13 protein-coding genes are annotated in these 15,219 nt (G+C 69.9%); 7 read left to right on the top strand and 6 right to left on the bottom strand.

The window, feature by feature from the left end; genetic code table 11:
* Positions 1-242 precede the first annotated feature (242 nt).
* The gene (locus tag ACFWXC_RS14565; RefSeq protein WP_384478385.1) at positions 243-794 is read right to left on the bottom strand and encodes an HdeD family acid-resistance protein; all 552 of its coding nucleotides are present in this window, start codon (positions 792-794) and stop codon (positions 243-245) included.
* Positions 795-1,317: 523 nt separating this feature from the next.
* Positions 1,318-2,304: a 3-hydroxyacyl-CoA dehydrogenase NAD-binding domain-containing protein gene (locus tag ACFWXC_RS14560; RefSeq protein WP_384478382.1), complete on the bottom strand. Its 987-nt coding sequence runs from the start codon at positions 2,302-2,304 to the stop codon at positions 1,318-1,320.
* A 658-nt stretch (positions 2,305-2,962) separates the two neighbouring features.
* On the opposite strand from ACFWXC_RS14560, the gene ACFWXC_RS14555 reads away from it, so the two are divergent.
* The 6 genes from ACFWXC_RS14555 (at position 2,963) to ACFWXC_RS14530 (ending at position 11,286) form a co-directional block, all read left to right on the top strand.
* Positions 2,963-5,656, top strand: a complete 2,694-nt coding sequence (locus tag ACFWXC_RS14555; RefSeq protein ID WP_384478380.1) for an AAA family ATPase — start codon at positions 2,963-2,965, stop codon at positions 5,654-5,656.
* A 136-nt stretch (positions 5,657-5,792) separates the two neighbouring features.
* The gene (locus ACFWXC_RS14550) at positions 5,793-8,465 is read left to right on the top strand and encodes an AAA family ATPase (protein WP_384478377.1); all 2,673 of its coding nucleotides are present in this window, start codon (positions 5,793-5,795) and stop codon (positions 8,463-8,465) included.
* A gap of 54 nt (positions 8,466-8,519) precedes the next feature.
* Complete coding sequence (locus ACFWXC_RS14545) at positions 8,520-9,566, top strand: LysR family transcriptional regulator (RefSeq protein WP_384478374.1); 1,047 nt, start codon at positions 8,520-8,522, stop codon at positions 9,564-9,566.
* Between the two features lie 112 nt (positions 9,567-9,678).
* Positions 9,679-10,332, top strand: coding sequence for a BON domain-containing protein (locus ACFWXC_RS14540; protein ID WP_384478371.1), 654 nt, complete (start codon positions 9,679-9,681; stop codon positions 10,330-10,332).
* A 112-nt stretch (positions 10,333-10,444) separates the two neighbouring features.
* On the top strand, positions 10,445-10,705 hold the full coding sequence (locus tag ACFWXC_RS14535; protein ID WP_384478368.1) for a hypothetical protein: 261 nt from the start codon (positions 10,445-10,447) through the stop codon (positions 10,703-10,705).
* Positions 10,706-10,893: 188 nt separating this feature from the next.
* Positions 10,894-11,286, top strand: coding sequence for an SsgA family sporulation/cell division regulator (locus tag ACFWXC_RS14530; RefSeq protein ID WP_384478523.1), 393 nt, complete (start codon positions 10,894-10,896; stop codon positions 11,284-11,286).
* A 5-nt stretch (positions 11,287-11,291) separates the two neighbouring features.
* Here ACFWXC_RS14530 and ACFWXC_RS14525 read toward each other — a convergent pair whose 3' ends face one another.
* Entirely contained in the window at positions 11,292-11,747 is a 456-nt protein-coding gene (locus ACFWXC_RS14525; protein WP_384478365.1) for a hypothetical protein, read from the bottom strand.
* A gap of 196 nt (positions 11,748-11,943) precedes the next feature.
* On the opposite strand from ACFWXC_RS14525, the gene ACFWXC_RS14520 reads away from it, so the two are divergent.
* Positions 11,944-13,323 carry an NAD(P)/FAD-dependent oxidoreductase gene (locus tag ACFWXC_RS14520; protein ID WP_384478362.1) on the top strand — a complete coding sequence of 460 codons (1,380 nt, stop codon included), beginning with the start codon at positions 11,944-11,946 and terminating at the stop codon, positions 13,321-13,323.
* Between the two features lie 205 nt (positions 13,324-13,528).
* On the opposite strand, the gene ACFWXC_RS14515 is transcribed toward ACFWXC_RS14520, so the two are convergent.
* The 3 genes from ACFWXC_RS14515 to ACFWXC_RS14505 form a co-directional block, all read right to left on the bottom strand.
* A complete protein-coding gene (locus tag ACFWXC_RS14515) occupies positions 13,529-13,729 on the bottom strand; it encodes a hypothetical protein (RefSeq protein ID WP_384478359.1) in 201 nt (66 codons plus the stop codon).
* Between the two features lie 58 nt (positions 13,730-13,787).
* A complete protein-coding gene (locus ACFWXC_RS14510) occupies positions 13,788-14,099 on the bottom strand; it encodes a WhiB family transcriptional regulator (protein ID WP_384478356.1) in 312 nt (103 codons plus the stop codon).
* A gap of 176 nt (positions 14,100-14,275) precedes the next feature.
* Positions 14,276-14,746, bottom strand: coding sequence for a DUF1003 domain-containing protein (locus ACFWXC_RS14505; RefSeq protein WP_384478353.1), 471 nt, complete (start codon positions 14,744-14,746; stop codon positions 14,276-14,278).
* Between the last annotated feature and the right edge of the window lie 473 nt (positions 14,747-15,219).

The following is a 15,219-nucleotide window of genomic DNA, read 5'->3' as shown; positions in this document are numbered from 1 at the left end:
GCGCACGCTCACCCGGTGCGTGCGTCGGCCCAGCTGCTCGCCGTCGACGGTCCCGGTGCGGTCGGTGTCGTGGAACCGTCCGGGGCCACGAATTCCTGAGACGAGCGCCATCCCCAGGGGCGGACGTGCCCCTGGGGATGGTTGTGCTTGCGATGTCGACGGCGGCGCGCTGCCGTCTGCGCACCGGCGGCTCGTGGCGCAGCGGTCCCTCGCGCCGCCGCCGAAGTGTGACTCCGTGTCTGTCAGATGCTGACCGGCTCGGACCGGCCCGCGTCGACACGACCGCGCCGCTCCTCGAACGAGGCGAAGACCGCCGAGACGCCGTAGACGATGCTGAACAGCCCGAAGACGTCGGCGAGCGAGACCGCACCGATGTCGGGTCGGACGAACAGCACGAACGCAAGGGCGATCGACACAATGCCGTTCAGCAGGAACAGGGCCCGCTCGCCCGCCGTTTCGCCGCGCTGGAAGGCCAGGACGATCTCCATGGCACCGGTCGACAGTGCCCACGCGCCTACCCAGATCGTGAGCGCGAGGGCCGTGATGCCGGGCCACGCCAGCGCGACCACCCCGGCCGCCAGCGAGAGCAGGGCAAGCAGCAGCCAGCCGAAGACGGGACCCACCCTGTCGCTGGCGAAAGCACGGGCACCGTCCGTCGCCGTTGTCATGAAGGCGTAGACGGCGAAGAGGATGACGAAGGCGCCGACGGTGATACCGGGCCAGGTGACGGAGACTATGCCGATGACGACGGCCAGCAGGCCGCGCCAGAGGAGTGCGTTCGGCGAACTGAGCATGGTGACCTTCCACATAAGGGGGCGTCGCCTCGTTTCTGGCACGAAGCGGGAATGAATGGTGCGGTGCCCGGCCTCGACCGAGGCCGTGGCGTTCACCATGAACGCTAGAATCGTGACCCCCCGCCGTCATCGGTCAGACGACTACCCTCGCTACTTCGCCGCTGAGCTGTTCACTACCAACGAGGGCGCATCGAACTGCCGCATGCGCTGATGGACGAGGCGGACCAGCGGGAACTCACCGACGCGGACAGAGTGTGTTCTGAGGGGCGGTCAGGCAGCCGGCCGCCCGATCGTGCCGGTCAGCCTGACAGGCGGCGCTGAGCCGAAGAATGAACCGCGCCCGTCTCACGCCTCATGGACAGGGAATGCCGTCCACAACCCGGAGAAACGACAGGCTCACCGCAGCGTGGCGCCGATACGGTGATCAGGCCCGGGGTCGTCACACAGGTGAGGTCGTCAGGGAACGGTGATGAGTCCCGGGGATCGCGGCAGACCGTAGGTCACCCTTCGGACAGTGGATTTCTCAGTCCTGCGTCCGGCCGGGCTCGACGGCGGGAGTGGACGGTACGGATGCCGCTTGCAGCACCTTGATCTGTGCCTCGTCCCGTGCGGCCTCCAGTTCCTCGATACTCGCGCCGAAACGGGCCTGTTCGGAGAGGAGCCGGACCGTCGGCTCGTCGAATTCCGGGGTGCCGAGGTCGCGCCAGAGGCTCTCGAGGCCGGGTCCGAGGTGCTGGAGGAAATGGGGCAGGCCGCCAGGGCCGCCACCGAGGTGGAAGCTGCGGAAGGGGCCTGCGACGGCCCAGCGCAGGCCGACGGAGGAGGTCACGATGCTGTCGAGTTCCGACTCGGTCACCACGCCCTGCACGACGAGGTTGACGGCCTCGCGGAACAGCGCGGCCTGCAGTCGGTTGGCGACGAATCCCGGCACCTCTTTGCGTAGGACCTGCGGCTTCTTGCCGAGCGCCGTGTAGAAGGCGACGGCCCGCTCGACCACTTCCGGGTCGGTCTTCTGTCCGGGGACGACCTCCACCAGCGGGATGAGGTGCGGCGGATTGAAGGGATGGCCGATGACGAGGCGGGCGGGCTGCCGCAACGCCTCTGCGATGTCGGTGGCGCGAATGCCCGAGGTGGAGCTGAGCAGCAGGGCGTCGGGACGTGCGGCCTGCTCGATCCGGGCGAAGAGGTCCTGCTTGACGTCCAGGCGTTCGGGGCCGTTCTCCTGCACGACGTCCGCGTCCGCGACGGCCTTGCCGAGGTCGGCTTCGAAGCGCAGGTTGCGGTCGAGGTCAGCGGTGGGAAGCCCGAGGGCGCGCAGCGTGGGGATGGCCTGCTGCAGTTGGTCGTGTACCAGCCTATCCACGTCGGGCATGGGGTCGGTGACGGTGACGGTCAGTCCCTTGGCGAGGAACAGGGCGGTCCATGAGGAACCGATGACCCCGGCGCCGACAACGGTGACCCGCCGATGGGCGTCAAGAGTGCGCTGGGTCGCAGCGTGCGTGTCGTTCATGGTGGCTCTTTCTGAGAATACGGCCGGCGGGCTTCAGCCGGCTGAGGCAGCGGACGGGTTCTAGGCAGAAGGGCGCAGATGGGCAACGGGTGCCCGACCCTGCCCGAAGTCGCCCTCTTCGCGTCGAAAGCTAGGAGCGGCCGCCCGGACGGTGAACCGCCATCCGGCTGCATTCGGTACCTCATCACTTCGTTCCGCAGGCGGATCGGTCCACGAACGCGTGGCGGCGGGACCTTCGCATGACGTGATGCAGTCATGTGACGGATCCGCGGACCAGGCTCCGGCGGGAGCATCGGTACCGCCACGGTGGGGGAGGTGGCGTCTCCGGAGTCCCGGCCTCCCCCCTGATCCCCAACGCGGCTCCCGTGCCGGGCGGCCTCGAAGCACTGGAGGCCGGGGGCGACCGGGGCGGCCACCCCGGCCGTGTTCGGCTACCGGCTGCTCAGGTTCTGGCTGGACGTCCCGCCGGGCGTCCTGGCCCTGAGCGTGGTGCGGCGGCGAGGTTACGTGTGACGTGTGTGTCCGCTGATGCGGTGTTCACGGCGTACTCGCGCGTCATACGCTGCCTGAGCCCGGTATCGACGCTTTGTGGTTCCGAGTCCGGTCACATGACTCAAGCCCTGCGGCCGCTGTTCACCTACGATCCCGCTGAGAAGGCGTGGAGCGTACTGGAAGACTGGGGAGACGCGTGTACGAGGGCGGGTTCCTTGGCCGCGATGAGCAGTTGAGAGTGCTGCAGGAACTGGTGGGAAGGCTGCCCGGTGCCGGTGGCGCCCTGGTATTGCAGGGCGGTCCGGGGGTAGGCAAGTCCGCGCTGTTGCGGGCCGCAGCGGAACGCGCCCGTGCGGCGGGATGGCAGACGCTGGAGGTCGCCGGGCGCTCTGGCGGCGCACCCTTCAGCGGTCTACGCGAGTTGCTACGGCCGGTGCTCGACACGGCGGACGCTCTGCCCGCGGAACAGGGCGGGATCCTGCGCGCGGCCCTCCAGATCGGTTCGGAGCCACCGCCGGAGACCTCGAAGGTCGCCCTGGCCGCATTCAACCTGATCACCAAGAGGGCGGCCGAACAGCCCGTGGTGCTGATCGTCGACAACGTGCAGTGGCTGGACAAACCCACCCGGGACGTAGTGGCGTTCACAGCGCGCAGGGCGAGCGACAACCCGATCGTCGTCCTTGTCGCACTCCGCAGGGGACGGAACATGCCGGATGTGGCCGTACTGGACGTGCCGGTGCTGGACGAGTCCTCGGCGCGACGGCTGCTGGCCAGGCATGCGGCCACGCTTCCTCCTGCCGTTCAGGAGCGGATACTCGGGGAGGCGCTCGGCAATCCGCTCGCGCTGGTCGAACTCCCCACGGCGTGGCGCCCGACAGGGCCGCCGGGTTCGTGGACCCACCTGCCGGTGAGTTCCGCCTTGGCAGCGGCGTTCGCGGCCGGACTCGGCGAACTGCCGGCGCAGGCCCGCGACGCCCTGTTGGTCGCAGCCGTCGACCAGGTCGGAGACCTCGCGGAGATCCTGGCAGCCGCCTCCGTCCTGGCAGGTCGCGCGGTAGCCGTGGACTTCCTCGACCGCGCGGTCGAGGACTCGTTGATACGACTCGACAGGACGACCCTGCGCTTCCTCCATCCCGTGGTCCGGTTCGCGGTGCTGGAGGCGGAGACCCCGGCCCGCCGACAGGCCGCCAACGCCGCCATGGCGCAGGTGCTGGCCGAACACCCGAACCGGCGCACCTGGCATCGTGCCCAGTCCGTCAACGGCCCCGACGACGAGTTGGCGGACGAGCTGGCCGATGCTCATGCTTCCTTGCTGCGGCGTCACGGAGTCCTCGCGGCCATCTGGGCGCTCGAGAGATCGGCGCAGCTCACCACGGAGTCGGCCACCCGGGGGCATCGGTTGCTGGGTGCGGCCGAGCACGCGTACGGTCTCGGTCGCACATGCCTGACCCACTCCCTGATAGACGAGGCGGAACGTCAGGAGCTCAGCCACGCGGACCGGGCGAGGGCCGGGTGGCTGCATGACATCTCGGACGCGGACCCGCAGCCCGGTCCGGCCCGCACGCGCGTGCGGGACATTCCAGAGCTGTCGGCGGGCGATCCCGATCTGGCTCTCGACCTGCTGCTCAGCGCGGCGCTCCGTGCCCACAGGACCGGTACCGACCCCGCGCTGCGGGTCGGTATTGTCGCGGCCGCCGAGCTGCTGACCGACACGAGTGACCCACGGCGCATCGCGGCTCTGGCGCTGGCCGAACCTGTGCTCCACGGCCGGGCGGTGGCCGACCGGCTGCCTTCCAGCGAGACGGTGTGGTATCCCCCTGCCGCCGACGGCCTCCGGCTCTTCGGTATGGCCGCGCACGCGATCGGCGATCCGGTCCGCGCGGTCGATCTGCTCGGCCGGGCCGAACCGATTCTGCGTGAGCAGGGCCGACTCGGTCTGCTGTCGGAGACCCTCCTCACCGAAGCTGTCGACCTGCTGCTGCTCGGGGACTGGCCGCGTGCCGCTCATGTCACCGAAGAGGCACGCCGGATCCTCGCCGAGACCCGACAGCCGGGCTTAGTCGCCGCGCTCACCGGCACGGACGCGGTCGCCGCCGCACTGCGCGGGCAGGTCGAGCGTGCGGTGGAGCTGGCCGACACCGTGGCGGGATGGCAGCGCACCGATCTCGTCCCGACGCTACGGCTGGCCCGTGGTGTGGCGCGCCTCGGCGAGGGACGGTACACCGAGGCGTACGAGGAGCTCCGGCCGCTCCTCGACCTGCCGCAGGAGGGCCTGCGGTGGCAGGGATTCGCCGCGGTGATGCCGTTCGCCATGGCGGCGGATCGTGGCAGCAGCCGTCATGAAGCCGCGCGCATACTCGCCGTACTCGAAGAAGCGGCACGTGTGACTCCAGCCCCGCTGCTGCACGTGCAGCTGCCGTACGCGCGAGCCGTGCTCGCCGCCGACACGGCGGCCGAGGAACTGTACTTGGTCGCGTTGGGCCAGGATCTGACCCGCTGGCCGCTGGTCAAGGCGCGGACGGAACACGCGTACGGACAGTGGCTGCGGCGCCGTCGGCAGGCCGCTCGGTCGCGCACGATGCTGCTCTCGGCGCGGACCGCTTTCGACCTCATCGGAGCCTCCGACTGGGCGGGCCGCAACGCTGCTCAAGCAGCTGACCACCCGCTTCCGTCCGTCATGGAACTGCTGTCACCCCAGGAGACGTTGATCGCCCGGCTGGCCGCCGAAGGGCTCTCCAACCGGCAGATAGCGGAACGACTGCATCTGTCACACCGTACGGTCGCCGCACATCTGTACCGGGCCTTCCCCAAGCTCGGCATCACCTCGCGCGGTGAGCTGGCGCCGCTGCTGAAGCCGTAGGAAACCGGCTGCGAACGACCACTGGAACCCGCGCTCGCCGCACTGCCGGATGTGTGGGCGGGAACAGTCAAACGGCGCAAGCCGCCGATGGCGCGGAGTGATTAGCGTGGAGGTTCCAGGGAGTTGGGAGGGAGCCATGAGCGCGGCGATGCTGGTGGGAAGGGAGCGGGAGATCGCTGTGCTGGCGAGGCTCCTCGAACGTACGCCGCCGAACGGCGCGGTGGTGCTGATGGTCGGGGACCCGGGTATCGGCAAGTCGTCGCTGCTGCATGAGGCGGAGTCCAGGGGGCGGGCCCGGGGTTTCCGGATACTGCGGCTGGTCGGTGTCGAGTGCGAGGCGACGTTTCCCTTCGCGGGACTCCACCAAATGATCGGTCCGGTGCTCGATCATGTCTCGCTGCTTCCGGGGCACGAGAGGGAAGCGTTGCTGGTGGCGTTCGGCCTGGTCGAGGGACCGCCACCGGAGCCGTTCCTGATCAGTCTGGCGGTCGTGGACCTGCTGGCGGCCGTGGCGGCCGACCGGCCGGTGCTGGTACTGGCCGACGACGTGCAGTGGCTGGATCCGCAGTCGCACGAGGTGCTGACGTTCGTCGGACGGCGCGTGGCGGGACCCGTGGTGATCATCGCCGTGATGCGTCGTGGCCATACGGGCCCGTTTCTGCACGCCGGCTTTCCGGAGCTGACCGTGGGCGGTGTGGACGACGCCGCGGCAGCGCGGATCCTGGCCGTTCATGCTCCTGGCCTGAGTCCGGCCGAGCGGCGGCGCATCCGGCGAGAGGCGCTGGGCAATCCGCTGGCGTTGCGCGAGTTGCCGATCGCGCTGGCGGCCCTGCCCTCCAGTGGACTACGTCCGCTGACCCTGTCCGACCGGCTGGAACACGCGTTCGCGGGACGTGGGGCCGAACTGCCCCCGGCGACCCGGGACGCCGTGCTCGTCGCCGCCGTCGACCCGGCGGACGACCTCGACGAAATCATCGCCGCGACCTCGGCCCTGCGCAGCGAACCGGTCACTCCCGAGGTGTTCGACCCGGCGCGGGCGGTGGGACTGGTGACCGTGGAAGAGGGCCGGGTCGCCTTCCTGCATCCCCTGGTGCGTTCGGGAATCCTGCAGGCCGAAAGCCTGGCCCGGCATCAGGCAGCCCACCGGGCGCTGGCGCACACTCTGGACGATGTGTACCGGCGGACCTGGCACCGTGCCCATTCCATCGTGGGTCCCGACGACCGGATCGCCGACGCTCTGGAGGCCAATGCCGCGCAGGCACTGAGCCGGGGCGCGGTGATCGCGGCGATCAACGACCTCTCCAGGTCGGCAGAGCTGACGAGTTGGTCGGCGCTGCGCGGACACCGGCTGGTGACGGCTGCCCGGCACGCCTTCGGAATCGGCCGGGAGGACATCGTCCACGAGTCGCTGCAGTCGGCCGCGAGGACCGACCTGACCGACCGGGACCGGGCGCGCATGGAATGGCTCGGCGAGATGTTCGACCGCGGACATTTCGGGGACGCCGCCCGCGTGAACGTGTTGTGCGACATCGCCCTGCGGTCCGCTCCGGCCGATCCCGATCTGGCGCTCGACATTCTCCACGTGGCTGCCCTCCGCTGCTATGAGTCCGACCCCGGGCCGCCCGCCCGGGCACGTGTCGTCGCTTGCCTCGACGGGCTGCCCGAGACGGCGGGCGACCCACGCCACCTTGCTGCCCTGGCACTGGCGGAACCGCTGCTGCGCGCTCGGCAGGTCATCGAGGGACTGACCCGGACGCCTCCTGGCCACGACGGGGACGCGCTGCGGCTCATGGGCATGGCCGCGCACGCGGTGGGCCACCTGCCCCGAGCAGCCGAGCTGCTCGCCCGCTCCGAGGTGATACTGCGCCGCCAGGGCCGACTGGGACTGCTTTCCCATGTGCTGACCATGCAGTCGTGGACGCATGTGCTGCTCGGGGACCTGGTGCGGGCGGCCGACACGTCCGAGGAGGGGAAGCGGCTGGCAGCGGAGACGGGGCAGCCGTTGTGGGAGTCCGCAACGCTGGTGTGCGACGTCCTGCTGAAAGTGCACACCGGTGATGTGCAGGAGGCGCTGCGGCAGGCCGGCGAGGCCGAACTGCGGGAGGCCCGCGGCCGGAACGCGATGCTGTCGTTGTTCCAACTCGCCCGCGGACTCGTCTCGCTGGCGGTCGGGCGGAACCGGGACGCCTACCGGGCACTGCGGGCGGTATTCGATCCGGCCGATCGCAGCTTCCACCAGAGCGAGAGGTTTCTCAGTCTGATGGCCCTCGCGGACGCGGCCGTACACGCCGGACACCAGGAAGACGCCCGGGAGCTGGTGGCGGAACTGGAGGCGGCCGCCCGGGAGACGTCGTCGCCGATGCACCACATCAATCTGTCCTACGCCCGCGCCGTGCTGGCCGCCGACGGGGACGCCGAAGACCTCTACCTGGCGGCGCTGCGGCAGGATCTGTCCCACTGGCCCTATGCCCGCGCGAAGGTCGAGCTGGCGTACGGCTCCTGGCTGCGCCGCCGGAGTCGGATCCATGAGGCGCGGGCGCTGCTGACCTCCGCGCAGTCCGCCTTCGACCGGATCGGCGCGCTGCCGTGCGGTGACGAGGCACGACTCGAACTGCGGGCAACGGGCGCCCCGATCGACTGGCCCGAGTCGTCCGCCGAGCGGCTGAGACAGATCACCGAGCTGTCCGCCCGGCGGCTTCCGGACGGCGAGATCGCCGAGCGGCTCAGCCTGCGCAGGGAGGTCGTGGCGATGTATCACGACAGGGTGCGGCCCGAGACCCCCGGTGAGGGCGCCGAGGCAGTCGGATGACGCAAGCCCGGCAGCGGGACCTTTGGCAGCATGGCATGCGTCCGCTTCTCTCGAGTGGCCGGATGGGACCGCATGGAAAAAGCCGGAAACGAATCGAGTTCCTCGCTCGATACTGTGAATTCGGCACCTCAGGGTGTCGAACTGCGTCATCTGCGCTATTTCGTGGCAGTGGCGGAAGCAGGCACCTTCACACATGCCGCGGAGCGCATGTATGTCGGACAGCCGACACTGAGCCAGCAGATTCGGCGGCTGGAGGAATTCGTCGGCACACCGTTGTTGCAGCGTCGGCGTGAAGGAGTTCGGCTGACCGAGGCTGGCACCGTGCTGCTGGAGGAGTCCCGGGCCGTTCTCTCCCTGGTCGATCACGGCGTCAGCCGGACCCGGCGGGCGGCGGGCCTTGGCAGGTCGCGCCTGCGGTTCGTCGTTCAGCCGTATCTGCCGCCCACGCTCGCCGCCGAGACCGTCTCGCGGTTGCGGTCCGCGGCCCCGGAGGTCGACGTGATCTGGTCGGAGGCAGCGCTGGACCCGGACTTCTCCTCGATCCTGCAACGGCGGGCCGACGCCGCTCTGGGCTGGCTGAGCCCGGCGGACTGTGTGCTGCCGGACCCCCTCGACGTGATGGCCATCGGGTCCTTCGAACCCGATGTCTGGATTCCCGCACGGCACCGGGGCGCGGTGGACGGGGCCATCGGCCTCGACGAACTCGCCTGCATGGACGTCATCCACGGTCCTCGTCATGCGGATCCCGGAACGTACGACGCATGGCGCTCGGTGCTGCGGACCAGGAATCGGCCCTTCGACTTCACCGACCCGCCGTTTCGGCAGTCGCTGCCGATGACGCTGGCCTTCGCCGCGACCGGGAGCCGCCCGAGCGCCGTCCTGACGGGGCCGTGCCGGCCCGTGGGGATCGCTGTGCCGTCGGCGGCGGACGCGGGCCGTCATGAGATGGTGCCCGTTCGTGTCGAGGGGTCCCCGCTGACCGCCACCGCCGGTCTGGTGTGGAACGCGGACCTCCCTCGTGAATTGCAGCAGGTACTTTTCGACACCGCCGAAAAGGTCGTCTCCTGTACCAGTACCCTGCCTGGGCCGCGGAATCCATAGCGCGGACCAATACCAGAATCATCCGCATCGCTTTTACTGGCACCGGGGTTTCGCGATGAACTGATGACGAAGCGGAAATTCGCCGCTCTCGCCGGAACGGAAGGATCCCCCGATGAGCAAGACAAAGGACATTCAGCAGTCGGTCGACGCGGAACTTGTCTTCGATCCGCTGGTGGACGCGTCGGCCATCACCGTTCACAACCTGGGGGGCGAGGTAAGGCTCACCGGGACCGTCCCGAGCTACCTCCAGTACCTGGAAGCCGCCGCCGCCACGCAGCGGGTGGCCGGCGTCACCAAGGTCCACAACAACCTGGAGGTCGTGCTGCCGCCCGCGCACGAGCGCGACGACGTGACGCTGGCCGAGACGGCGAACAGCGTGCTGCTGATGAACATCGCCGTGCCGGTGGGTGTCGAGGCGACCGCGAGCAACGGCAACCTGAAGCTGACGGGTGTTGTCCGGTACGGCTCGGAGCGGCAGGCCGCGGAGGACGCGGTCGCCGGACTCACGGGAGTCCGCGGGGTCAAGAACAAGATCGAGATCTCCGACGACGCCGACCCGGTCGACGTCACCCTGCTGGTGTCGGACGCGCTGGACCGCTACGCCCTGATCCTCGACGACAGCGAAGTCGCCGTCACCACCGATGCGAACACGGTGATCCTCACCGGCCATGTCCGCACGTGGGCGGAGCACGACGCCGTGATCGCGGCCGCCTGGATGGCCCCGGGCGTCTACGACGTACGCGACGACCTGTACATCACCGGCTGACATCGAGCCGCATCAGGAGCTGCACAAGGGCCGGTCCCTCGGGAAAACCCGCGGGACCGGCCCGCTCCACTTCCCAGGACCATTCGTACCCGACCGAGAGGCACAGGACGCCATGCACGACGCGACTCGATCCACGAAGAAGGGCACCGGCCGGTTCCGCGAACCGGGCGCAGAGCTCGAAAACCTGCTGCGGGACGCGCTCGCACTGGTCGCCGGTACGAAGGCGGCCCCCCGCACACCTTCCCGCCACCACTGGTTTCGGGACGCCCCGCGCCACCGGCTCGCCCGCTCCGCGGGCCACCTGTTCGGCTACGCACTGCTCGGCTACATCGTCGTCCACCAGCGGCGAAGCCTGAAGAACCCGGCCGCCTGACCAGGGGGCCGGCCACCCGGCGCGGCACGAGGGGCACACCCGGAGGCCGCGCCGGGCGGCCGCTCACGCGCTCCGACACAACTCAGCACGGATCAGTACAGAAAGGGAAACACATGGCCCGCTCGCACAACGAACCAGCCAGGTACGTCCGTTCCCCGGAGCAGGATTGCGCGGATCTCTCCGTGACCATGTGGCGGTACGTGTCCCTGCACGAGACAGTGCCGGTCCAGGCCCGCTTCGGCTACGACCACACCCGGCCCCTCGAAGTGCACGTCGAGTTCTTCAACGACATCGGCGGCACCGTCAGTTGGGTGCTCTCCCGGGACCTGCTGGTGACGGGCCTGCAGCGACCGAGCGGTGACGGCGACGTACGGATCTGGCCGCCCTGCCGGCACCATGGCGGGGACAGCCTCTGGATGCTTCTCGAGGGACGGACCGGCGCGGCAATCCTCGAAGGCCGCGTCGCACCCCTGCGCGCCTGGCTCGAAGAGACGCTCAGATGCGTTCCCTCCGGCGCGGAAGGCCTCTCGATGGACTGGGACGAGGCCTTCGCACACGTTCTGGCACAGGGGGACCGCTGAGGGTTCTACGGTGCCCAGTAGGGCGCCACGCCGTCGATGGTCTGAGCTCGGTGACGCAGATCCAGGCCATCGACAAGGGCGGATTCGGACCGGCGCATCCGCCCCTGGCGGGTACGCAACAGGGCGAGGACGATCTGGTCGAGCCCGGTGCGCCGGGGCAGCACGTCGACCAGCCCATGACGCACCGCCCGCACAAGCTGGGCGCGCCCCACGTACTGGGCCACCAGTACGACGTGCGGCCGCACATGTTCCGTGCGCACACCGCGCATGAGTGCGAGCGCCTCTTCGTCGAGCTGCGTGGCCAGCACGAGCAGCGCCTCCGCGCGTGCTTCCTGCTCCGGTCGCAGCACGCACACACGAGGCCGGGCACGCAGTGCGGTGGAGATGTCACCAGCGAGCCGGGGGTCGGTGGACTTGACGGCCACGGTCACTGGCGAGGCCACTCGTTCCGTTCTTCTCATGATTCCGAAGCTAGGCGGCCGACGACCTGTCGGGCTTCCGTTGGACGACTGTCGAGGGGACGTACGTCGGTCGTCCGGGCCGTTCCCGTCGCACGGTAGGCGTTTGCGCCATACGGCGGAAGCCGTTGTCTCCCTACGCGGACCACGATGGCGGCTCTCGGCCCCCTGGCCTGCTCAGCTGTTCGGAGGAAGTGTCATGACCAGTCCGACCAACCCGACGCGTCCGCGTGTCCTGATCGTCGGCGGCGGCTTTGCGGGCGTCGCCTGTGCCCGTCGGCTGGAACGGGTACTGAAGGCCGACGAGGCGGACATCGTCCTGGTGACGCCGCTCGACTACGAGTTGTACCTGCCGTTGCTGCCGCAGGTGGCGGCCGGGGTGCTGACACCGCAGTCGGTCGCCGTCTCGCTGCGCAGGGTGCTGCGCCGCACCCGGATCGTCCCCGGCACCGCTCTGGGCGTCGACCTCGACTCCCGGGAGTGTGTGGTGCGGTTGATCACCGGTCAGGAGGTCCGGGAGGGCTACGACATCGTCGTCCTGGCCAGCGGGAGCGTGACGCGCTCGTTCGACATCCCCGGTGTGCCGGAGACCGCCCGCGGCATGAAGACCCTGGCGGAGGCCGTGGCCATGCGCGATCACGTCATCGCCCAACTCGACCTGGCCGACGCGACCGAGGACCCGGCGGAGCGGGAGGCACGGCTGCGGTTCGTCGTCGTGGGCGGCGGATACGCGGGCACCGAGACGGCCGCCTATCTCCAGCGACTCACCGTCGCGGCGACCTACCGCTACCCGGGGCTGAGCCGGGAGTCGGTCGAGTGGCACCTGGTCGATGTCTCGCCCCGGCTGATGCCGGAACTGGGCCCGCGCCTGGGCGACAAGGCGCTGGCCCGGCTGCGGCGGCGCGGCATCGAGGTCTCCCTCGGGGTGAGCGTGGCGTCGGCCGGGCCGGGCTGGGTCGCGCTCACCGACGGGCGCCGGCTTCCCACGCACACCCTGGTGTGGACCGCGGGGGTCGCGGCCAGCCCGCTGGTCGCGTCGACAGGGGCGAAGACCGTACGGGGGCGGCTCGCGGTCACCGCGGAGCTGACCCTGCCGGGCCACGACGAGGTGTTCGCCCTCGGCGACGCGGCCGCCGTACCGGACCTCGCCGCCGGCGGGTACGCGATCTGCCCACCCACCGCGCAGCACGCCCTGCGTCAGGGCAGGACGGCGGGGAACAACGTCGTCGCGCGGTTGCGTGGACGGAGTCCGAGCCAGTACCGGCACCGCGACCTGGGCCTCGTCGTCGACCTGGGCGGCCTGGGTTCCGTCGCCCGGCCGCTGGGCATCCCGCTCAGCGGTCTTCCGGCACAGCTGGTGACGCGCGGCTACCACCTGCTGGCGCTGTCCACGTTCGTGGCCAGGACCCGCGTCGCCACGAACTGGATGCTGCACGCGGTGGCGGGAGACGATTTCGTCCGCACCGGATTCCTCGCCGGACAGCCGAGCACGATCCGGGCGATGGAGCACACCGACGCCCGTCCGACCGCTGATGAGGTCCACGCCGCCACCGACTCCGGCAAGCCCGCGACGACATGACAGACGCCATGACCCTCCTGACTGTCCTGACCGTCATGAGGAAGGGGGTGGCCCGGCGGCCGAGCCGCACGGGCCACCCGTCGCCCATCGGCTCGGGGTCAGCAGATGCCGGCGCCAGGCGGCGAGCGCGACGATCAGACCCGGTTCGGCCGGTTCGGCGCCCTCTCGGACGGGGGCCGTGGCGGTCACCAGGCGGTCGTAGGAGTCACGCAGGGAAGCGGACGAACCGGCGCTGGTGGGCGCAGCACGGCCTCCTCGGGGCCGCGGTTGTGCGCGGTGATCTCGACGAGCCGGTCCCCGGTCCGGCCTTGGCGTACTCGACGACCACGTCGAAGCAGCGGTTCTCCTCGAAGACGCCGGTGTCGAGGAGTTCGTACCCGGTACGCACGGGAGCGGGCCTGGTCATGGTGGCGTTCGTTTCGCCCCGGTTCTTCGCCGTCGCTCGCCCTCCCCAGGCAGCGCCTTCACTCAGGCTGCGGCGTCTCGGACTCCGTCGTGACGATCTTGCGGGGTCGCAGTTGCCGGAGCTGTCTGCGGTCCCCCTCGGACATGCCTCCCCAGACGCCGTACGGTTCAGGGCCGCGTATCGCGGTCCAGGCACAGGCCTCGATGACGGGGCAACGCCTGCAGACGGCCCGGGCCTCGTTCTCCCGCGTCCGCTTCTCGGCACCCTGCTCGCCGGGCGGTGAGAAGAAGACGGAGCTGTCCATGCCCCGGCAGAGTGCGTGCTGTTGCCAGTTCCAGTAGGCGAGGAAAGGGCGATGTCGCTGGATCATGACGCTTTCTCCCGGTGACAGGTCGATCAGGTACAGGTCATGCTCACCGCGGGACCGGCGTCCCGGCATCGGTCGACTGGCTGATTCGCGGTCGGTATGCGGGGATGCGGGGATGCGGGCCGAGGGGCGAGGGATGCCCGCCCGCGCAGCGGGTGCACGTTTCCGTGCCACGGTGTCTATGGAGATGACGGCCCGGTGCCGTTCATCTTCGCCTGGTTCTGCGCGAGGAGGGTCTGCACGTCCCGTTCGACCTGCTTGGGGTCGACTCCGAGGGCATGTCCCATGTGGGCCGACCACACCTCGGAACGGACGTTGGTCTCGAAGTCCAGGTCGGCGCGGACCTTCTCGCGCATCGCCTGGCGGTTCTGACTCACCATCACGAAGGTGGACAGAAAGATCGCCTCAAGGCTGACGATCATGGTGAGCAGTCCGAAAGGGTACGGGTCCCATACCGCGGAGTGGCCGAACAGTCCCTCGTTGAAGGCGATCCAGACCGTGAACCATGCCGCGTGGAGATAGACGAACTGCATGGTTCCGGAGAAGGCGGTGATCGCGTCGGCGATCCGGTCCTGGGTCCCGCGCATCCGAGCCAGAACGGCCTGCTCGTTGGGGAGATGTACATCGAACCCATTGAATCCAGGGGCCATGGCCACTCCTTGATCGGCTGCTCGTGAGGGACGCCCGCCAGCGTAGGTGCGGGGGAGGTGCCCTCCCTTGGGTCAATCGACTGCGTTCGAGGCCGCATGCCTGTCCGTACACCGTTCATTGAGGCGATCGGCCGAAGCGAGCCGGGCGGGCGCTGCGGCAGCGTGACACCGGTGCCGCAGGGGGCAGCGGGTGGGTACGGCGAGGCGTCGCCTCCGGCCCGATCGCCCCGCAAGAGTCCCGACAATGACTCGGCGGTGGTGCGCCAGGGGCCGGCAGGGTGCCCGGCGTCGCGCGGACCGCGTGGAGCGCCGGCCATCGGCCCCGCGACGAGAAGGCCCCCAGTGGTGTGCGGCTCGGCGTGCTCGTCCGCCGGAACCGTGAGGCCGAGCTCCGTCAGGGGACGCCCGCTCCGGCCCTCGGGCCGACAGTGTTGGGGCAGCCGGCAATGGCGTACGACGGGGGAGAAGCGGCG

This window comes from Streptomyces sp. NPDC058683 (assembly GCF_042716195.1).
Classification (GTDB): domain Bacteria; phylum Actinomycetota; class Actinomycetes; order Streptomycetales; family Streptomycetaceae; genus Streptomyces.
The sequence above is the reverse complement of the archived record's forward strand: the minus strand, read 5'-3'. Positions and strand labels throughout refer to the sequence as shown.

Coding starts and splice junctions, on each gene's coding strand:
- ACFWXC_RS14565 (WP_384478385.1), bottom strand. CDS start 794: ATGCTCAGTTCGCCGAACGCACTCCTCTGGCGCGGCCTGCTGGCCGTC.
- ACFWXC_RS14560 (WP_384478382.1), bottom strand. CDS start 2,304: ATGAACGACACGCACGCTGCGACCCAGCGCACTCTTGACGCCCATCGG.
- ACFWXC_RS14550 (WP_384478377.1), top strand. CDS start 5,793: ATGAGCGCGGCGATGCTGGTGGGAAGGGAGCGGGAGATCGCTGTGCTG.
- ACFWXC_RS14540 (WP_384478371.1), top strand. CDS start 9,679: ATGAGCAAGACAAAGGACATTCAGCAGTCGGTCGACGCGGAACTTGTC.
- ACFWXC_RS14535 (WP_384478368.1), top strand. CDS start 10,445: ATGCACGACGCGACTCGATCCACGAAGAAGGGCACCGGCCGGTTCCGC.
- ACFWXC_RS14530 (WP_384478523.1), top strand. CDS start 10,894: ATGTGGCGGTACGTGTCCCTGCACGAGACAGTGCCGGTCCAGGCCCGC.
- ACFWXC_RS14525 (WP_384478365.1), bottom strand. CDS start 11,747: ATGAGAAGAACGGAACGAGTGGCCTCGCCAGTGACCGTGGCCGTCAAG.
- ACFWXC_RS14520 (WP_384478362.1), top strand. CDS start 11,944: ATGACCAGTCCGACCAACCCGACGCGTCCGCGTGTCCTGATCGTCGGC.
- ACFWXC_RS14515 (WP_384478359.1), bottom strand. CDS start 13,729: ATGACCAGGCCCGCTCCCGTGCGTACCGGGTACGAACTCCTCGACACC.
- ACFWXC_RS14510 (WP_384478356.1), bottom strand. CDS start 14,099: ATGATCCAGCGACATCGCCCTTTCCTCGCCTACTGGAACTGGCAACAG.
- ACFWXC_RS14505 (WP_384478353.1), bottom strand. CDS start 14,746: ATGGCCCCTGGATTCAATGGGTTCGATGTACATCTCCCCAACGAGCAG.